This window comes from Actinacidiphila yanglinensis (assembly GCF_900107965.1).
Classification (GTDB): domain Bacteria; phylum Actinomycetota; class Actinomycetes; order Streptomycetales; family Streptomycetaceae; genus Actinacidiphila; species Actinacidiphila yanglinensis.
The window spans coordinates 86,995-104,501 of record NZ_FNVU01000003.1; the positions used below are offsets into that span (position 1 = coordinate 86,995).

The following is a 17,507-nucleotide window of genomic DNA, read 5'->3' on the forward strand; positions in this document are numbered from 1 at the left end:
GGCTTGTTGGACCTGGATCTTCCCGCTCTGTCCATGATTGGGCGCACGGCCGACCGGCCGGTGGAACGAGGAGAGTTCGGTGGACGAGCACGGCGGGGCGGACCCGGGGACGCTGGGGGTGGACAGCCCGTGGCAGCAGGCCGCGGTGGTGCGGCGGTGGGAGCCGGAGGCGGATACCGATCCGGATGCGGGTGCCGAGAGAGAGTCCCCCGCCGTGTCGGCGACGGTGCCGCGGGCGCGCCGGGAGGACGAGGCGGCGGTCCGGTCGGCGGTGTATCGGGAAGTGCAGGACAGCGCGGCGTTTCGGGAAGTGCGGGCGCGCTACCGGGGGTTCGCGTTCCCGGCGGCGGCGGTGTTCGTGAGCTGGTACCTGCTGTACGTGGTGATGGCGACCACCGCACCGGGCCTGATGGCGCATCAGGTGGCGGGGCAGCTGAATGTGGCGATGGTCGCCGGGCTGGCGCAGTTCGCGACGACCTTCCTTCTGACGTGGGCGTACGCGCGGCATGCGCGGCTGCGGAGGGACCGGGCGGCGCTTGACCTTCGGTGGACGCTGGCCACCAGGACCGGGCAGGAGCGGGTGCGGTGACGGCGCAGTGGGCGGGGCAGTTGACGGGGCAGCAGATGGGGCCGCGGACGGGTGTCGCGTATCTGGCGGAGGGGACGGGGGATCACCAGGGGCTGGCGATCGTGCTGTTCACCCTGTTCGTGTCGGTGACGTTGGCGATCACCGCGTGGGCGGGGCGGCGGCGTAGCTCGTCGGTGGAGTTCTTCGCCGGAGGGCGCCTGTTCACCCCGGCGGAGAACGGCTTCGCGATCGCCGGGGACTACATGTCGGCGGCGTCGTTCCTGGGGATCTCCGGGCTGATCGCGCTGTTCGGGTACGACGGGCTGCTGTACTCGGTCGGGTTCTTCGTGGCGTGGCTGGTCGTGTTGATGCTCATCGCCGAACTGGTCCGGAACGTCGGCCGGTACACCCTGGCGGACGTGCTGTCGGCGCGGATGCGGCACCGGCCGGTGCGGATCGCGGCGGGCACGGCGTCGGTGACGGTGTCGATCCTGTACCTGGTGGCGCAGATGGTCGGCGCGGGCAGCCTGGTCGGGCTGCTGCTCGGCGGCACCGGGGCGGCCAGGACCTGGACGGTGATCGGGGTCGGTGCGCTGATGGTGGTCTACGTGTCGTTCGGCGGGATGCGGGCGACCACGTGGATCCAGATCGTCAAGACGGTGCTCCTGATGGGCGGGACGATCGCGCTGACGGTGATGGTATTGGTCAAGTTCCACGGAAACGTGGACGGGTTGCTGCGGGCGGCGGTGACGGGCAGCGGGCAGGGCGAGGCCTTCCTCGCGCCCGGGTTGAAGTACGGCGGCAGCGGCACCTCCCGGCTGGACTTCATCAGCCTGGGACTGGCGCTGGTGCTGGGCACGGCGGGGTTGCCGCACATCCTGTCGCGGTTCTACACGGTGCCGACGGCGCGTTCGGCGCGGCGGTCGGTGGTGTGGGCGATCGGGCTGATCGGGGCGTTCTACCTGATGACGATCGTGCTGGGGTTCGGCGCGGCCGCGATGGTCGGTTCCGACACGGTGCGCGCGTCGAACGAAGCGGGCAACACCGCGGTGCCGCTGCTCGCGGAGGAACTCGGCGGCGGATCGGGCACGACCGGCGGTGCGGTGCTCTTCGCGGTGGTGGGGTCGGTGGCGTTCGCGACGATCCTGGCGGTGGTGGCGGGCATCACGCTCGCGTCGTCGGCGTCGGTGGCCCACGATCTGTACGCCACGGTGCGGCGCAGCCCGCGGCATGCGGCCAGGGGCGAAGCGGGCAACCCCAGCGGGCAGATGGAGGAGGACGAGGTACGGGTGGCGCGGTTCTCGGCGGTCGGGATCGGCGCGGTCGCGATCGCGCTGAGCCTGCTGGCGCAGGATCAGAACATCGCGTTCCTGGTCGGGTTGGCGTTCGCGGTGGCGGCGTCGGCGAACCTGCCCTCGCTGCTCTACTCGCTGTTCTGGCGGCGGTTCACCAGCAAGGGCGCAGTGTGGTCGATCTACGGCGGCCTGATCCCGGCGCTGACCCTGGTGGTGCTGTCGCCGGTGACCTCCGGCGAGGCCGACTCGCTCTTCCCGGGCGTGGACTTCCACGTCTTCCCGCTGGAGAACCCGGGGCTGGTCTCGATCCCGCTGGGCTTCCTCGCCGGCTGGTTGGGCACGCTGCTGACCCGGGAGCCCGCGGACGAAGTGGCGTTCGCGGAGACGGAGGTGCGCTCGCTGACGGGAGCCGGGGCCGTGTAGCGCGGCGAGGTCAGTGCGCCGGGGCCGGGCCCGAGTCCGGGAGCGGGAGCGGGTCGACGGACTCGACGTCCATCCGGGCGGGGGTGCCGAGTTTGGCGCCGCAGCTCTCCGGGCGCGGGGGAGTGGCGGCGCGCTCGGCGACCAGAACCCCCCACGCGCGGCCGTCGACGTGCTCGACCCGTACGTTCCAGGCGGCCCGAGGCCCCGGGCCGGCTCCGGCAACCGCGGCGCGCACCCCGGACGCGTCCTCAGGGTCGACGGGGTCCGCGCCGCCCACCGCGAGCGCGCCCGCCCGGTCCTCGCCGATCCGCGCGCGGACCGCCAACTCGGCTGCCTGGCCCGGCCGGGACCAGGTGGAGCGGCCACGGCAGCCGGTGAGCGCGACCCGCCCGTCCTGCGCGGCACTCAACGCGTCCTTGGCGAGGGCGGCGTCGAGACGTCCGTAGGCGTAGCCGTGGGGGAGCACCAGCATGGTCGGGGCGAAGCGGTGGCCGCCGAGGTGGGTGGTCTCCCAGACGTCGAAAGCGCCGTCGGCGGCGAGTTCGGCCGCGAGCGGGCGGCCGTGCAGGGCGCAGCAGCGGTCGCGGGTGCCGTTGGTGCAGACGAGGGCGATCGGCGGGCCGTCGTGGGGGGAGCCGAATCCGTCGTCGCGGCCGGCGCCCAGGGCGGTGAAGTCGAGGTCGGCCAGTTCGGCGGGGTCGGCGACTTCGGTGCCGCGGATCCAGGGGTCGCCGGGTGCCGTGTGGGCGGCGATCACCCGGTGGCGGCGCGGGCGGTGGGTGTCGGCGTGCCGCCCGGGGCGGCGGACAAGGCCGAGCCGGACGCCAGTGCCGTCGGCGAGCCCCTCCAGCGCGCGCCCGACGGCCGGGTCGAGATGGCTCGCCCTGAGGGCCTTGGCGCCCCACGGGCCCGGCTGCTCGATCAGCAACCAGGTGCGCGCGGTCGCCGCGGTGGCGGCCACCGGTTCGGCGAGTTCGGCTGAGGCATCCGTGCACAGGCTCACCCCGCCGAGCCTAGTGCGCTCGGCGGGGCGTACCCGTACCCGTACCCGGATGTGCACCCGTCCCCGACGACACGCGGCAGCCGTACCTGCACCCGTCCCGGAACGCACGCGGCACCCCGGGCGGGCCGTACCTGGGCCGTACCCGGGGCCGCGTCGATCCGGACTACACCGGTCCCGCCACCACCGCGACCGGCTTCGCCAGCGGCACGCCGGAGCCGTCCCGGCGCGGGTCCTTCGGCGGGAGTTCCGCCGGCGTGCCCGTGGACGTGGCCGCGCGGGCGGGCGCGGCGCCGGCCCAGGCGAGCACCAGCCCGTCCTCGCCGCGCAGGAAGCGCTGGCAGCGCACCCCGCCCGTGGCCCGCCCCTTGCGCGGGTACTGGTCGAACGGCGTGAGCTTCGCGGTGCCCTCGGTGGCGCCGTCCAGGGTGCCCTCGGACCGGGCCACGGTGAAGACCACCGCGTCGACCGCCGGGTCCACCGCGGTGAAGGAGATCACCTGGGCGCCGTCGGCGAGCTTGATCCCGGCCATGCCGCCGGCCGGACGCCCCTGTGGACGGACCTGGGAGGCGGGGTAGCGCAGCAGTTGGGCGTCGTCGGTGATGAAGACCAGGTCCTCGTCGCCCGTGCGCAGCTCCACCGCGCCGACGATCGTGTCGCCCTCCTTGAGGCCGATGACCTCCAGATCGTCCTTGTTCGGCGGGTAGTCCGGCACGACCCGCTTCACCACGCCCTGTGCGGTGCCGAGCGCCAGCCCCGGCGAGGACTCGTCGAGGGTGGTCAGGCACAGCGCGCGCTCGCCGTCGTCGAGCGCCAGGAACTCCGTGAGCGGTGCGCCGCCCGCGAGTGACGGGGGGCCCACGGTGTCGGGCAGCATCGGCAGGTCGATGACGGTCAGCCGCAGCAGCCGCCCGGTCGACGTCACCACACCGATGTCGGACCGGGCGGTGGTCGGCACCGCCGAGACCACGACGTCGTGCTTGGCCCGCTTGGACGAGCCCGACCCCTTCCCCGTGTCGGAGTCCGATCCGTCGGCGCCGTCGTCGAGTCCGGTGCGCGCCAGCAGACCGGTCGAGGAGAGCAGCACCCGGCACGGGTCGTCGGCGACCTCCAGGGGCACCGCGCTGACCGGTGCGCCCGCCGACTCCAGCAGGACCGTGCGCCGCTCGGTGCCGTACTTCTTGGCGACCGCGGCGAGTTCCCCCGACACCAGCTTCCGCAGCTCCGCGTCCGATTCGAGGATGCGGGTCAGCTCGGCGATCTCCTCGTTGAGCCGGTCGCGTTCGGCCTCCAGCTCGATCCGGTCGAAGCGGGTCAGGCGGCGCAGCGGTGTGTCGAGGATGTACTGCGTCTGGATGTCGGACAGGCCGAAGCGCTCCATCAGCCGTTCCTTGGCCTGCGCCGCGTTCTCGCTGGCCCGGATGATCGAGATGACCTCGTCGATGTCGACCAGCGCCACCAGCAGGCCGTTCACCAGGTGCAGCCGGTCGCGGCGCTTGGTACGCCGGAACTCGCAGCGCCTGCGCACCACGGTGAAGCGGTGGTCGACGTAGACCTCGAGCAGTTCCTTCAGGCCGAGGGTGAGCGGCTGGCCGTCCACCAGGGCCACGTTGTTGATGCCGAAGGAGTCCTCCATCGGCGTCAGCTTGTAGAGCTGTTCGAGCACCGCCTCCGGGTTGAAGCCGTTCTTGATCTCGATGACCAGCCGCAGGCCGTGTTCGCGGTCGGTGAGGTCCTTGACGTCGGCGATGCCCTGCAGCTTCTTCGCGCCGACCATGTCCTTGATCTTGGCGATGACCTTCTCGGGCCCGACGGTGAACGGCAGTTCGGTGACGACCAGGCCCTTGCGGCGCGGGGTGACGTCCTCCACCGACACGGTCGCGCGGATCTTGAAGGTGCCGCGGCCGGTCTCGTACGCGTCGCGGATGCCGGACAGGCCGATGATCCGGCCGCCGGTGGGCAGGTCGGGTCCGGGGACGTGGCGCATCAGCGCGTCCAGGTCCGCGTTGGGGTACCGGATCAGGTGCCGGGCGGCGGAGATCACCTCGCCCAGGTTGTGCGGCGCCATGTTGGTGGCCATGCCGACCGCGATCCCGGAGGAGCCGTTGACCAGCAGGTTCGGGTAGGCGGCCGGCAGGACGTCGGGCTCCTGCTCCTGGCCGTCGTAGTTGGGCGCGAAGTCGACGGTGTCCTCGTCGATCGACTCGACCATGAGCTGGGCCGGCCCCGACATCCGGGCCTCGGTGTAGCGCATCGCGGCCGGAAGGTCGTCCAGCGAGCCGAAGTTGCCGTGCCCGTCGACCAGCGGCAGCCGCTGGGAGAAGGGCTGCGCCATCCGGACCATGGCGTCGTAGATCGACGCGTCGCCGTGCGGGTGCAGCTTGCCCATCACCTCGCCGACGACGCGGGCGCACTTGACGAAGCCGCGGTCGGGGCGCAGGCCCATCTCGTTCATCTGGTAGACGATGCGGCGGTGCACCGGCTTCATGCCGTCGCGGGCGTCGGGCAGAGCGCGGGCGTAGATCACCGAGTAGGCGTACTCAAGGTAGGAGCCCTTCATCTCGTCCACGACGTCGATGTCGAGGATGCGCTCCTCGAAGTCGTCGTCCGGGGGCGGGCTCTTCGTCGTGCGGCGGGCCATCTCGGCGGCGCTCCTTTGCCTTGCGTGGTGCCTAGCGGGTGCGTGACGGGTGCTGCTGCGTGCTGCTGGGTGCTGTCGAGTCCTGCGTGCGGTGCTGCGTCGGGGGCAGGGCTACGCCGCGGTGCGGCGCGGTCCATTGTGGACCGAGGCACCGACAGCGCGGACCGCGACCCGGCACGAGCGGCGTCCCGAGCGGGAACTTCGCGCGGCGCGGCCACGCGTGCCTAGAGTGGCAGCACTCTACGCAGTCACGCAGCAGCGACCGGAAGGACAGCTTGCCCATGGGTCACACGGCCACGCCGGAGGCACACTCCAGCGGCCTGACAGCCACCGAGCACCGCCTGGCGAACGGCCTGCGGGTGGTGCTCTCCGAGGACCACCTCACCCCGGTCGCCGCGGTCTGCCTCTGGTACGACGTCGGTTCGCGCCACGAGGTCGAGGGCCGTACCGGTCTCGCCCACCTCTTCGAGCACCTGATGTTCCAGGGTTCGGCCAGCGTCAAGGGCAACGGCCACTTCGAACTGGTCCAGGGCGCGGGTGGCTCGCTGAACGGCACCACCAGCTTCGAGCGCACCAACTACTTCGAGACCATGCCCGCCCACCAGCTCGAACTGGCCCTGTGGCTGGAGGCGGACCGCATGGGCAGCCTGCTGACCGCCCTGGACGAGGAGAGCCTGGACAACCAGCGGGACGTGGTGAAGAACGAGCGCCGCCAGCGGTACGACAACGTGCCCTACGGCACGGCCTTCGAGCGGCTCACCGCGCTCGCCTACCCCGACGGGCACCCGTACCACCACACCCCGATCGGGTCGATGGCCGACCTGGACGCGGCCTCCCTGGAGGACGCCCGCGCGTTCTTCCGCACGTACTACGCGCCCGGCAACGCGGTGCTGTCCGTGGTCGGCGACATCGACCCGGCGCAGACCCTCGGCTGGATCGAGAAGTACTTCGGCACCATCCCCGCCCACGACGGCAAGTCCGCGCCGCGTGACGGCTCGCTGCCCGACGTGGTCGGTGAGAACGTCCGCGAGGTCGTCGAGGAGGACGTGCCCTCCCGCGCCCTGATGGCCGTCTACCGGCTGCCCCACGACGGCACCCGGGAGAGTGACGCCGCCGACCTCGCGTTGACGGTGCTGGGCGGCGGTGAGTCCTCCCGGCTGCACAACCGGCTGGTCCGGCGGGACCGTTCCGCGGTCACCGCCGGGTTCGGCCTGCTGCGGCTGGCGGGGGCGCCCTCGCTGGGCTGGCTGGACGTCAAGGCGTCCAGCGGTGTCGAACTGTCCGCCATCGAGGCGGCGGTGGACGAGGAGCTGGCCCGGTTCGCCGTCCAGGGCCCCACGCCCGAGGAGATGGAGCGCGCCCAGGCCCAGCTGGAGCGCGAGTGGCTGGACCGGCTGGCCACGGTCGCCGGCCGCGCCGACGAACTGTGCCGTTTCGCCGTCCTGTTCGGCGACCCGCAGCTCGCCCTCACCGCGGTCCAGCGGGTGCTGGACGTGACCGCCGACGAGGTCCGGGAGATCGCCGCGGCCCGGCTGCGCCCCGACAACCGCGCCGTCCTCGTCTACGAGCCCACCGCGGGCGCCGCCACCACCGAGCAGGACGACCAGGACGACCAGGACGACCAGGGAGAAGGTGCCGAGGCATGAGCGACACCGCCGCCACCATGACGTTCCACCCGCAGCCGCAGGGCGGCGAGCCCAAGCCGTGGGCGTTCCCCGCCCCCGACCGGGGCACCCTGGCCAACGGCCTGACCCTGCTCACCAGCCACCGCCCCGGCCAGCAGGTCGTCGCGGTCGAGGTGATGCTCGACGTGCCGCTGGCCGCCGAGCCGAAGGACCTCGACGGCGTGGCCACCATCATGGCCAGGGCGCTGTCGGAGGGCACCGACGAGCACACGGCCGAGGAGTTCGCCGCCGAACTGGAGCGCTGCGGCGCGACCCTGGACGCCCACGCGGACCATCCGGGCGTGCGGGTCTCCCTCGAAGTGCCCGCCTCGCGGCTGGACAAGGCGCTGGACCTGCTCGCCGCGGCGCTGCGGGCCCCGGCCTTCCCGGACGACGAGATCAAGCGGCTGGTCGCCAACCGCCTCGACGAGATCCCGCACGAGCTGGCCAACCCCAGCCGCCGCGCCTCGATGGCGCTGTCCAAGGAGCTGTTCCCGGCCGACGCGCGCAACTCGCGCCCCCGCCAGGGCACCGAGGAGACCGTGCGCCGGATCGACGCGGCCGCCGTGCGCGCCTTCTACGGCGCGCACGTCCGGCCGTCGACCACCACCGCGGTCGTGGTCGGCGACCTCACCGGCATCGACCTGCCCGCGCTGCTGGACGCCACCCTCGGCCGCTGGACCGGTGCCAAGGCCGATCCGCCGGCCCGCCCGGTGATCACCGCCGACGACACCGCCCGGGTGGTGATCGTCGACCGGCCCGGCTCGGTGCAGACGCAGCTGCTCATCGGCCGGACCGGTGCGGACCGGCAGGACCCGGTGTGGGCGGCGCAGGTGCTCGGGGTGTACTGCCTCGGCGGCACCCTCACCTCCCGGCTGGACCGGGTGCTGCGCGAGGAGAAGGGCTACACCTACGGGGTGCGCGCCCTCGCCCAGGTGCTGCTGTCCTCCGCGGACGGCACCGGCGCCGCGCTGCTGGCCATCAGCGGCTCGGTCGCCACCGAGGTCACCGGTCCGGCGCTGGCCGACGCCTTGCGGGTGATCCGCGAGATCGGCGAGGGCGGTCTGACCGACGCCGAGCGCGACGTGGCAGTGCAGAACCTCGTCGGGGTCGCCCCGCTGCGGTTCGAGACGGCCGCGGCGGTGGCCGACACCTTCGCCGACCAGGTGGAGCAGGAACTGCCGGACGACTTCCAGGCCGCGCTGTACGCCCGGCTCGCGGAGACCGGCACGGTGGAGGCGACCGCCGCGGTCGTCAACGCCTTCCCGCTCGACCGGCTCGTGGTGGTCCTGGTCGGCGACGCGGCCGCGATCACCGAGCCGGTACGGGAGCTGGGCATCGGCCCGGTGACCGTCATCTCCTGACCCCGGTCCGCCGCACACCCGCACCACCGCGCACCACCTCCGCAAGACCCCGGCGCCCACCGGCGCCGACCGGAACCCCGGCCCGCCCGCGCGGCGCCGGGGTTCCGGCGTTTTGTGGCCTCCGCTACATATCGGTCGATCTGCTTGGTATACGGTCGCGCGCCCGGTTAGCGTCGCGCTCACTGCCCCCACGGCAGCCCGTCAGCCGACCCGGGTGGGCGCGTAGGAAGAAAGGAGGACGCCTCGTCATGGCGTTCCCCGTTCGCCCCGCCTCGCGCGGGAAGCACCGCCGTCCGCACCGTCTGGGCGCGGGCGCGGCTCTCGCGGGTGTCGTGGTCCTCGCCGGCGGCGGCACCGCCGGCGCCCTCGCCGCGGTGTCGCCCGGCCGGGCCACCGCCCCCACGGCCCGCAACGCCCTCTTCGCCCAGGTGCTCGGCGCACCTGGGCTGCTCGCGCAAGGTCTCGACACGCAGGCGACGGCCCAGCGCGAGGCCGCCGACGTCCACGCGACACCTCCCGCGCCGCCGACCCCCGCCGCGCCCCGGACGACGTCCCCGGCCCAGGCCGCGCCGAAGTCCGGGCCGACGAACCGGCCCGCGGCCAAGTCGCCGGACCCGGCCACCCCCGCGCCGAAGTCCACCGCCAAGACCGGCGCCGGAAGCGCCGTCAAGCCCGCGCCGAAGCCCGGCGCCGGCTCCACGCCGAAGCCGAGCGCCAAGCCCGCGTCGAAGCCCACCGCCAATCCCCGCACCAAGAGCAGCGCCAAGGCCGCGCCCAAGCCCGCGCCGAAGCCGAAGGCCACACCCGCGCCGGAGCCGAAGGCCACCCCCGCCTCCCCGGCGAAGACCGCCACCGGATCGGCCGGAGCCGCCGCCGTCAACGGCTGGACCAGGCCCGTCGCCAACGGCCCGATCGGCACCGCGTACGGGACCCCCGGCTCCCTGTGGTCCGCCGGCCACAGCACCGGCGTGGACCTCCTCGTCCCGTCCGGCACGGCCGTCCACGCGGTCGCCGCCGGCACGGTCGTCTCGGCCGGCTGGGACGGCGGGTACGGCTACGACGTGATCATCAGGCACGCGGACGGCAGGTACACCCTCTACGGCAACCTGTCGAAGACCCTGGTCTCGGCCGGGCAGGCCGTCACCGAGGGGCAGCAGATCGGTGTCTCCGGCGCGACCGGCAACTCCACCGGCCCGCATCTGCACTTCGAGGTGCGCACCTCTCCCGCCTACGGCTCGGACATCGACCCGGTGGCATACCTGCGCAGCCACGGCGTCGAGCTCTGATCCGACCCTCCTGATCCGGGCCCGACCGCGCCCGGCTCCATCCGTTCTGTCCGAAAACAATCCAAGAATTCAGGGGCTGCTTTCCCGTTCTCGTTCGTGCTGGAATAGAGTCACGGCAGAATACGGGGAGAGAACGGAGTCCTTGCGATGCGGAAACGGATGTGAACGGCACGGAGAGCCCCGGGCGGCGTATCTCGGCCCAGGTGGTGTGCACGGCGATTCGCGACGACATCGTGGGCGGTTTCTATCCGCCGGGCAGCCGGTTGACCGAGGAACTGCTCGCGCAGCGGTACGGGGTCTCCCGGGTGCCGGTGCGCGAGGCGCTGCGCACCCTGGAGTCCGAGGGCTTCGTGCGCACCCGCCGGCACGCCGGCGCGTCGGTGGCCGAGCCGACCGAGCAGGAGGCCGCGGACCTGCTGGAGATCCGCGGCCTGCTGGAACCGCTGGGCGCCGCCCGGGCCGCCCAGCGGCGTACCGAGTCCCATCTGAAGGTGCTGCGCGGCCTGGTCCGGCTCGGTCAGGAACGCGCGGTGCAGGGGCAGTTGTCGGACCTGCCGTCGCTGGGCGGCTGGTTCCACGAGACGCTGGCGCAGGCGTCGGGCAGTCCCACGCTGGCCGCCCTGCTGACCCAGCTGCGGCACAAGATCGCCTGGGTGTACTCCGACGACGGCACCGGCCGGGCCGCGCAGGCGTGGGAGGAGCACGCCGCGATCGTGGACGCGGTGGCCCGCGGTGACGCGGAGCGCGCCCGCCGGCTCGCGGCGCTGCACGTGGAGCGGGCCACCGCGGTGAGGACCCTGAAACATCCCGTACACGCCGGGCGCCGCCGTACTTAACAATCGCACCGTATACAAGAGTGAATTGCCGTTCCGCGTATTGCGGAGAAGCGGGACAGGGCGTTGCCGGACAATCCGTGGGGGACTGTCCGGACCGTCGAATTCAGCTGCGCGGGATTACCGTACGGTGGTCGGTGATCCTGCGCGGCGGCGAGGGTGCATCCGCGGGCGGAATTCCCGCGGGAAAAGCCGTCCGCCCGAAAGCGGAATCATCCGCCCGAAAACGGAACCGTCCGACGGCGGAACCGTCCGCCCGAGGAATGCCGCCCGCCCGAGGGACGCCGCCGCCGGGGAGCGCCGTGCGGCGGCGGTGGCTCAGACCGTCTCCGGCAGCTCTTCCAGTCCCTCGGTGACCAGCTTCGCCAGCCGGTCGAGCGCCGCGTCGGCGCCGTCGGCCTCCGAGGCGAGTACGACCTCCTCGCCACCCTGCGCGCCGAGGCCGAGCACCGCGAGCATGGAGGCGGCGTTGACCGGGTCGCCGCCGGCCTTCGCGATGGTCACGGGAACTCCGGCGGCCGTCGCCGCGCGGACGAAGATGGACGCGGGACGGGCGTGCAGGCCTTCCGCCCAGCCGACATTGACGTGCCGCTCAGCCATGGTGGTGTCCTTCGGGTCGGTGCATTCGGTGCAGGTGGTACCAGTTGTCTAGACCAGTTAAGCACGCCCGCGGTGCTGCTCCGGCACTCCGGCCCGCGCTTGAACGCCTCTCCCCAGACTGCCTCCTGCGCGTCGGGGGCGCGCGCAGACACCCCACAGCGGGCCCGCCGCATACGCTGGAACCATGAGCGATCAGCCGTACCCCGTCCACTGGGAGGCGGATGTCGTGCTGCGCGACGGCGGCATCGCCCGGATCCGGCCGATCGGGCCGGAGGACGCCGGGCGGCTGGTCGACTTCTACGAGCAGGTCTCCGACGAGTCGAAGTACTACCGGTTCTTCGCGCCCTATCCGCGGCTGTCCGACCGGGACGTGCACCGCTTCACCCACCACGACTACGACGACCGGGTCGGCCTGGCCGCCACCGTGGGGGACGAGTTCATCGCCACCGTCCGCTACGACCGCACCGACGAGCAGGGCCGGGCCGTCTCCGGGCCGGCCGGCACCCGCGCCGAGGTCGCCTTCCTCGTGCAGGACGCCCATCAGGGTCGCGGGGTCGCCTCCGCGCTGCTCGAACACATCGCCGCTGTCGCCCGCGAGCGCGGCATCCTGCACTTCACCGCCGAAGTCCTCCCCGCCAACCGCAAGATGGTCAAGGTCTTCACCGACGCCGGCTACACCCAGCAGCGCAGTTTCACCGACGGCGTGGTCCACCTCGACCTCGACCTGGAACCCACCGACGAGTCCGTACGCGTGATGCGGGCCCGCGAGCACCGTGCCGAGGCCCGCTCCGTCCAGAGGCTGCTGCGGCCGGAGTCGGTGGCGGTGGTCGGCACCGGCCGCCGGCCCGGCGGCGTCGGCCGCACGCTGCTGCGCAACATCGCGGCGGGCGGCTTCACCGGGCGCCTCTACGCGGTCAACCACTCCTTTCCCGAGGGCGGCACCGACCTCGACGGCGTGCCCGGCCACCGCTCGGTGCGGGAGATCGCGGCGAGCGGCGCGAGCGTCGACCTCGCGGTGATCGCGGTCCCCGCCGACCGGGTGCCCGACGCCGTAGCCGACTGCGGAGCCGCCTCCGTGCGCGGCCTGGTCGTGGTCAGCGCGGGCTACTCCGAGACAGGACCCGAGGGCAGGACGCGCCAGCGCGAACTGGTCCGCCAGGCCCGCGCCCACGGCATGCGGGTGATCGGCCCGAACGCCTTCGGGGTGCTCAACACCGCGCCCGACGCCCGTCTGAACGCCTCGCTGTCGCCCGAGATGCCGCACCGCGGCCGGCTCGGGCTGTTCACCCAGTCCGGGTCCATCGGCATCGCCCTGCTCTCCGGCCTGCACCGCCGGGGCCTGGGTCCGTCCACCTTCGTCTCCGCCGGCAACCGAGCGGACGTCTCCGGCAACGATCTGCTGCAGTACTGGCAGGACGACCCGGACACCGGCGCGGTACTGATGTACCTGGAGTCGTTCGGCAACCCGCGCAAGTTCACCCGGCTCGCCCGCCGCACCGCCACCGACAAGCCCGTGGTCGTGGTGAAGGGCGCCCTGCACTCCGGGGCGGTGCCCGCCGGCCACGAGGTGCCGGTCACCCGCATCCCCGACTCCACCGTGTCCGCGCTCTTCCGCCAGGCGGGCGTGATCCGCGTCGACACGGTCACCGAACTCCTCGACGCCGGGCTGTTCCTCGCGCTCCAGCCGCTCCCGGCCGGCAACCGGGTCGCCGTCCTCGGCAACTCCGAGTCCCTGGGCCTGCTCACCTACGACGCGGCCCTCACCGCCGGTCTGCGCCCGGCCGCCCCGATCGACCTCACCACCGCCGCCGGCCCGGCCGACTTCGCCGCCGCGCTCGCGACCGCGCTCGCCGACCCCGGCAGCGACGCGGTCGTGGTCACCGCGATCCCACGGGTCGGCACGGACCTGCTGACCGCGGACCCGAGCGATCCGGCCGGGCCCGCCGATCCCGCCGACCCCGAGTCGGGCGACGACCCGGCCCTCGCCGCCGCCCTGCGCACGGCCGCCGCCGGCGCGGGCAAGCCCGTCGTCGTGGTCCATCTCGCCCTCGACGCCATGGCCGACCGCCTGGCCGCCCGCGCCGACGCGGGCGGCGGCCCCGGCGCCCGCATCCCCGCCTACCGCGCCCCCGACCGGGCGGTGGGGTCGCTCGCCGAGGCCAGCGCGTACGCCGCGTGGCGGGCGGCCGCCGCGGAACCGGGCCGGGTCCCGGACCTGGACCGGATCGACGAGGCCGCCGCGGCCGAGGACGTCCGCCGGCTGCTGCCCGCCGGGACACCCGCGGGGGAGGGCATCACCCTCGCGGACGCGGACGCGGCGGCGCTGCTCGGCCGCTACGGCATCGAGGTGCTGCGGGCCCGCCCCGCTCCCGACCCGGACGCCGCGGCCGAGGCCGCCGCCGCGCTCGGCTACCCCGTGGCGCTGAAGACCACCGCACCCCACCTGCGGCACCGCGCCGACCTCGGCGGTGTGCGACTCGACCTGGCCGACGAGGCGGACCTGCGGCGGGCCTACGGCGAGCTCACCGCGCGGCTCGGCGGCCCGGCCGAACTGCGGCCGGTGGTACAGGCGATGGCCCCGCGCGGGGTGGACACGGTGGTGCGGGCGGGGGTCGATCCGGCGGCCGGCGCGGTGCTCTCCTTCGGCCTGGCCGGGGCGCCCTCCGAACTGCTCGGGGATGTCGCGCACCGCCTCGTGCCGGCCACCGACCGGGACGCCGCGGAACTGGTGCGGTCCATCAAGGCCGCGCCACTGCTGTTCGGCTGGCGCGGCGCCGAGCCGGTGGACACCGCCGCGCTGGAGGAGCTGCTGCTGCGGGTGTCGATGCTCGCCGAGGACCTGCCCGAGGTGGTCGCGGTCTCCCTGGAACCCGTGGTGGTCGCGGCGCGCGGCCTGAGCGTGCTCGGCGCGCGGGTGCGGCTGGCCACCCCACCGGCCCGCACCGACCTGGGACCCCGCGCGCTGACCACCTACTGACCGCGAAAGTGCCGAGCGCGCCCTGACGTGCGGCGCGGAGGGGACCGGCCCGCGACCGCACCCGCGACAGGCGGAGCCGGGCTCGAAAGCGGGCACCGACCCGTGCGACGACTGAGTTCTGACCACCGCGGAGCGCGCATAGGATGGACGGCATGGCGAAGACCGGTACGACGACTCAGGGCCTGCGCACAGCCATCGAGCGCAGCGGCTACTACCCGGCTCTGGTGGCCGAGGCCGTCGAGGCCGCGGTCGGGCGCGAGCCGGTCACGTCGTACCTGGTCCACCAGGAGACCACCTTCGACGCCAACGAGGTGCGGCGGCACGTGACGGTGCTGGTGCTCACCGGCAGCCGTTTCATCGTCAGCCATACCGACGAGCAGGCCGCCGACGACACGTCGCCGAGCCCGTACGCCACGACGTCCACCGAATCGGTGAAGATCGGGCGGATCTCCTCGGTGGTGGTCAGCCGGGTGGTGGCCAATCCCGAGTCCTACACGCCCGGCACCGCGGGGACTCCGGGCACCCTGCCGCGCGAGGTGGTACTCACCATCGGGTGGGGCGCGGTCTCCCGGATCGACCTGGAGCCGGCCGCGTGCGGTGACCCCAACTGCGAGGCGGACCACGGCTACACCGGGTCCTCGACCGTCGACGACCTGTCCCTGCGGGTGAGCGAGGCGGGCGACGGCCCCGACACCGTCCGCCAGGCCTTGGCCTTCGCGCAGGCCCTCTCCGAGGCGACAGCGGCGACGGACTGATGGGCGCACCCCTCCCCGGCGCGCCCCGCGTCCCGCACGGTCCCCGCTCGCAGAACTCCCACCACCAGGGCTCCCCCTCCCAGGGCGCACCCCCGCACGCCTCGCACCCGCTGGGCGCCGACCCGCACGACCCCGTGCCGCTCGACCCGCGGGCCGCCCCCGTGCCGGCCTACGGCACGGGCGCGCTGTGCGACGTGATCCCGGCCGCGGTCGCCGGGTTCCGCATCCCCGGGATGCCCGCCACCGGGCTCACCCTCGAACCCGCGGACCGGGTCTGCGTGTTCCTGGTGGACGGGCTCGGCTGGGAGCTGATCCTGCGCCACCCCGACGAGGCGCCGTATCTGACGTCGCTGCTGGGTACCTCGCTCGGCGGCAGCGGCCGGCCGCTCACCGCCGGGTTCCCGGCCACCACCGCGACCTCGCTGGCGTCGGTGGGCACCGGGCTGCCGCCGGGCGCGCACGGCCTGGCCGGTTACACCACCCTCAACCCGGACACCGGCGAGCTGATGAACCAGCTGCGCTGGCAGCCGTGGACCTCGCCGAACGTCTGGCAGCCGCACCCCACCGTCTTCCGGCTCGCCGACGCGGCCGGCATCGCCACCTGCCAGGTGTCCTCGCCGACCTTCGCGCAGACCCCGCTGACGAAGGTCGCGCTGTCCGGCGGCACCTTCCACGGCCGGCTGACCGGGGAGGAGCGGATGGACCTGGCGGCGGACCGGCTCGCCGCCGCCGACCGCACGCTGGTCTACACGTACTACAGCGAGCTCGACGGGATGGGCCACCGGCACGGCGTCGACTCCGACGCCTGGCGCGGGCAGTTGGCGATGGTCGACCGGCTGGTGCAGCGGCTCGCCGAGCAACTGCCGCCGCGCAGCGCCCTGTACGTCACCGCTGACCACGGCATGATCGACATCCCGTTCGACGAGGAGTCCAGGATCGACTTCGACGAGGACTGGGAACTGCGGGCCGGGGTCGCGGTGCTCGGCGGCGAGGGCCGGGCCCGGCACGTGTACGCGGTGCCCGGTGCGGCCGCCGACGTGCTCGCGGTGTGGCGGGAGGTGCTGGGCGACCGGATGTGGGTGGCAAGCCGCGCGGAGGCGGTCGCCGCCGGCTGGTTCGGTCCCGAGCCGGAACGCCGGGTGCTGGGCCGGATCGGCGACGTGGTGGCCGCCGCCCGCGACGACATGGCGATCGTCGCCCACCGCACCGAGCCGGGCGAGTCGAAGATGGTCGGGCTGCACGGCTCCATGACCCCCGTCGAGCAACTGGTGCCGCTGCTGCAAGTACGCTCCTGAGCTGTCACCGTCCGTCCCGCGTACCGCCGCCGTCGCCCTCGGCCGGCCGAACGCCCGCCGTCCGTCCCGAAAGGCCGTCGTCCTTCCCATGTCCGAGCTGGTCTTCTTCTCCGGAACGATGGACTGCGGCAAGAGCACCCTCGCCCTGCAGATCATCCACAACCGCACCGCCCGCGGGCTCCAGTCGGTGATCTTCACCCGCGACGACCGGGCGGGACAGGGCAAGCTCTCCTCCCGGCTCGGCCTGGTCACCGAGGCGGTCGAGGTCACCGACGCCATGGACCTGTACGGGCATCTGGTCGGCGTGATCAGCCGCGGCGGCCGGGTGGACTACGTGGTCGTCGACGAGGCGCAGTTCCTGGCTCCGGAGCAGATCGACCAGCTGGCCCGGGTGGTGGACGAACTCACCCTGGACGTCTACGCGTTCGGGATCACCACCGACTTCCGCACCCGGCTCTTCCCCGGCTCGCGGCGGCTGATCGAACTCGCCGACCGGATAGAGGCGCTCCAGGTCGAGGCGCTGTGCTGGTGCGGCGCCCGCGCCACCCACAACGCCCGCACCATCGACGGCGTCATGGTGGTCGAGGGCGCCCAGGTGGTGGTCGGCGACGTGGACCGCGCGGCGGAGGTCGGCTACGAGGTGCTGTGCCGCCGCCACCACCGGCGCCGGATGACCTCCGCGTCGGCCGCCGCGAGTGCCCTGTCGCCCGACGTGCTGCCGGTCAACCACGGCTGATCCCGCCGACCACGGTTGATCCGGGCGGACTTCGGGCGGAACCGGTGGCAGCGGGCCCGGGCCACCGCCG

General features: G+C 73.6%; 13 protein-coding genes. 10 read left to right on the plus strand and 3 right to left on the minus strand.

Annotated features, from left to right (window positions below; all coding sequences use genetic code 11):
• Window positions 1-79: 79 nt before the first annotated feature.
• Window positions 80-589 carry a DUF485 domain-containing protein gene (locus C4U44_RS07425; protein WP_200823167.1) on the plus strand — a complete coding sequence of 170 codons (510 nt, stop codon included), beginning with the start codon at window positions 80-82 and terminating at the stop codon, window positions 587-589.
• 35 nt (window positions 590-624) lie between these two features.
• Entirely contained in the window at window positions 625-2,286 is a 1,662-nt protein-coding gene (locus tag C4U44_RS07430) for a solute symporter family protein (protein ID WP_103885271.1), read from the plus strand.
• Window positions 2,287-2,296: 10 nt separating this feature from the next.
• On the opposite strand, the gene C4U44_RS07435 is transcribed toward C4U44_RS07430, so the two are convergent.
• Window positions 2,297-3,289: a sucrase ferredoxin gene (locus C4U44_RS07435; RefSeq protein ID WP_103884855.1), complete on the minus strand. Its 993-nt coding sequence runs from the start codon at window positions 3,287-3,289 to the stop codon at window positions 2,297-2,299.
• A 163-nt stretch (window positions 3,290-3,452) separates the two neighbouring features.
• The gene (locus C4U44_RS07440; protein ID WP_103884856.1) at window positions 3,453-5,927 is read right to left on the minus strand and encodes a DNA gyrase/topoisomerase IV subunit A; all 2,475 of its coding nucleotides are present in this window, start codon (window positions 5,925-5,927) and stop codon (window positions 3,453-3,455) included.
• A 281-nt stretch (window positions 5,928-6,208) separates the two neighbouring features.
• Here C4U44_RS07440 and C4U44_RS07445 point away from each other — a divergent pair, with 281 nt between their 5' ends.
• The 4 genes from C4U44_RS07445 to C4U44_RS07460 all read left to right on the plus strand — a co-directional run bounded on the left by C4U44_RS07445 (window position 6,209) and on the right by C4U44_RS07460 (window position 11,077).
• Window positions 6,209-7,573 (plus strand): M16 family metallopeptidase, encoded by a 1,365-nt coding sequence (locus tag C4U44_RS07445; RefSeq protein ID WP_103884857.1) that lies wholly within the window; start codon window positions 6,209-6,211, stop codon window positions 7,571-7,573.
• Entirely contained in the window at window positions 7,570-8,955 is a 1,386-nt protein-coding gene (locus C4U44_RS07450) for a M16 family metallopeptidase (protein ID WP_103884858.1), read from the plus strand. The genes C4U44_RS07445 and C4U44_RS07450 overlap by 4 nt, the downstream gene beginning before the upstream one ends.
• Window positions 8,956-9,203: 248 nt before the next feature.
• Window positions 9,204-10,241, plus strand: a complete 1,038-nt coding sequence (locus C4U44_RS43205; protein ID WP_103884859.1) for a M23 family metallopeptidase — start codon at window positions 9,204-9,206, stop codon at window positions 10,239-10,241.
• Between the two features lie 161 nt (window positions 10,242-10,402).
• Window positions 10,403-11,077: a GntR family transcriptional regulator gene (locus C4U44_RS07460; protein WP_235031897.1), complete on the plus strand. Its 675-nt coding sequence runs from the start codon at window positions 10,403-10,405 to the stop codon at window positions 11,075-11,077.
• Between the two features lie 315 nt (window positions 11,078-11,392).
• On the opposite strand, the gene C4U44_RS07465 is transcribed toward C4U44_RS07460, so the two are convergent.
• Window positions 11,393-11,674: an HPr family phosphocarrier protein gene (locus tag C4U44_RS07465; protein WP_103884860.1), complete on the minus strand. Its 282-nt coding sequence runs from the start codon at window positions 11,672-11,674 to the stop codon at window positions 11,393-11,395.
• A gap of 184 nt (window positions 11,675-11,858) precedes the next feature.
• Here C4U44_RS07465 and C4U44_RS07470 point away from each other — a divergent pair, with 184 nt between their 5' ends.
• The 4 genes from C4U44_RS07470 to C4U44_RS07485 all read left to right on the plus strand — a co-directional run bounded on the left by C4U44_RS07470 (window position 11,859) and on the right by C4U44_RS07485 (window position 17,437).
• On the plus strand, window positions 11,859-14,651 hold the full coding sequence (locus C4U44_RS07470; protein ID WP_103884861.1) for a bifunctional acetate--CoA ligase family protein/GNAT family N-acetyltransferase: 2,793 nt from the start codon (window positions 11,859-11,861) through the stop codon (window positions 14,649-14,651).
• Window positions 14,652-14,794: 143 nt separating this feature from the next.
• Window positions 14,795-15,406, plus strand: coding sequence for a DUF5998 family protein (locus tag C4U44_RS07475; RefSeq protein WP_103884862.1), 612 nt, complete (start codon window positions 14,795-14,797; stop codon window positions 15,404-15,406).
• Entirely contained in the window at window positions 15,406-16,701 is a 1,296-nt protein-coding gene (locus tag C4U44_RS07480; protein WP_103884863.1) for an alkaline phosphatase family protein, read from the plus strand. The genes C4U44_RS07475 and C4U44_RS07480 overlap by 1 nt, the downstream gene beginning before the upstream one ends.
• 88 nt (window positions 16,702-16,789) lie before the next feature.
• Window positions 16,790-17,437, plus strand: a complete 648-nt coding sequence (locus C4U44_RS07485; protein WP_103884864.1) for a thymidine kinase — start codon at window positions 16,790-16,792, stop codon at window positions 17,435-17,437.
• Window positions 17,438-17,507 lie beyond the last annotated feature (70 nt).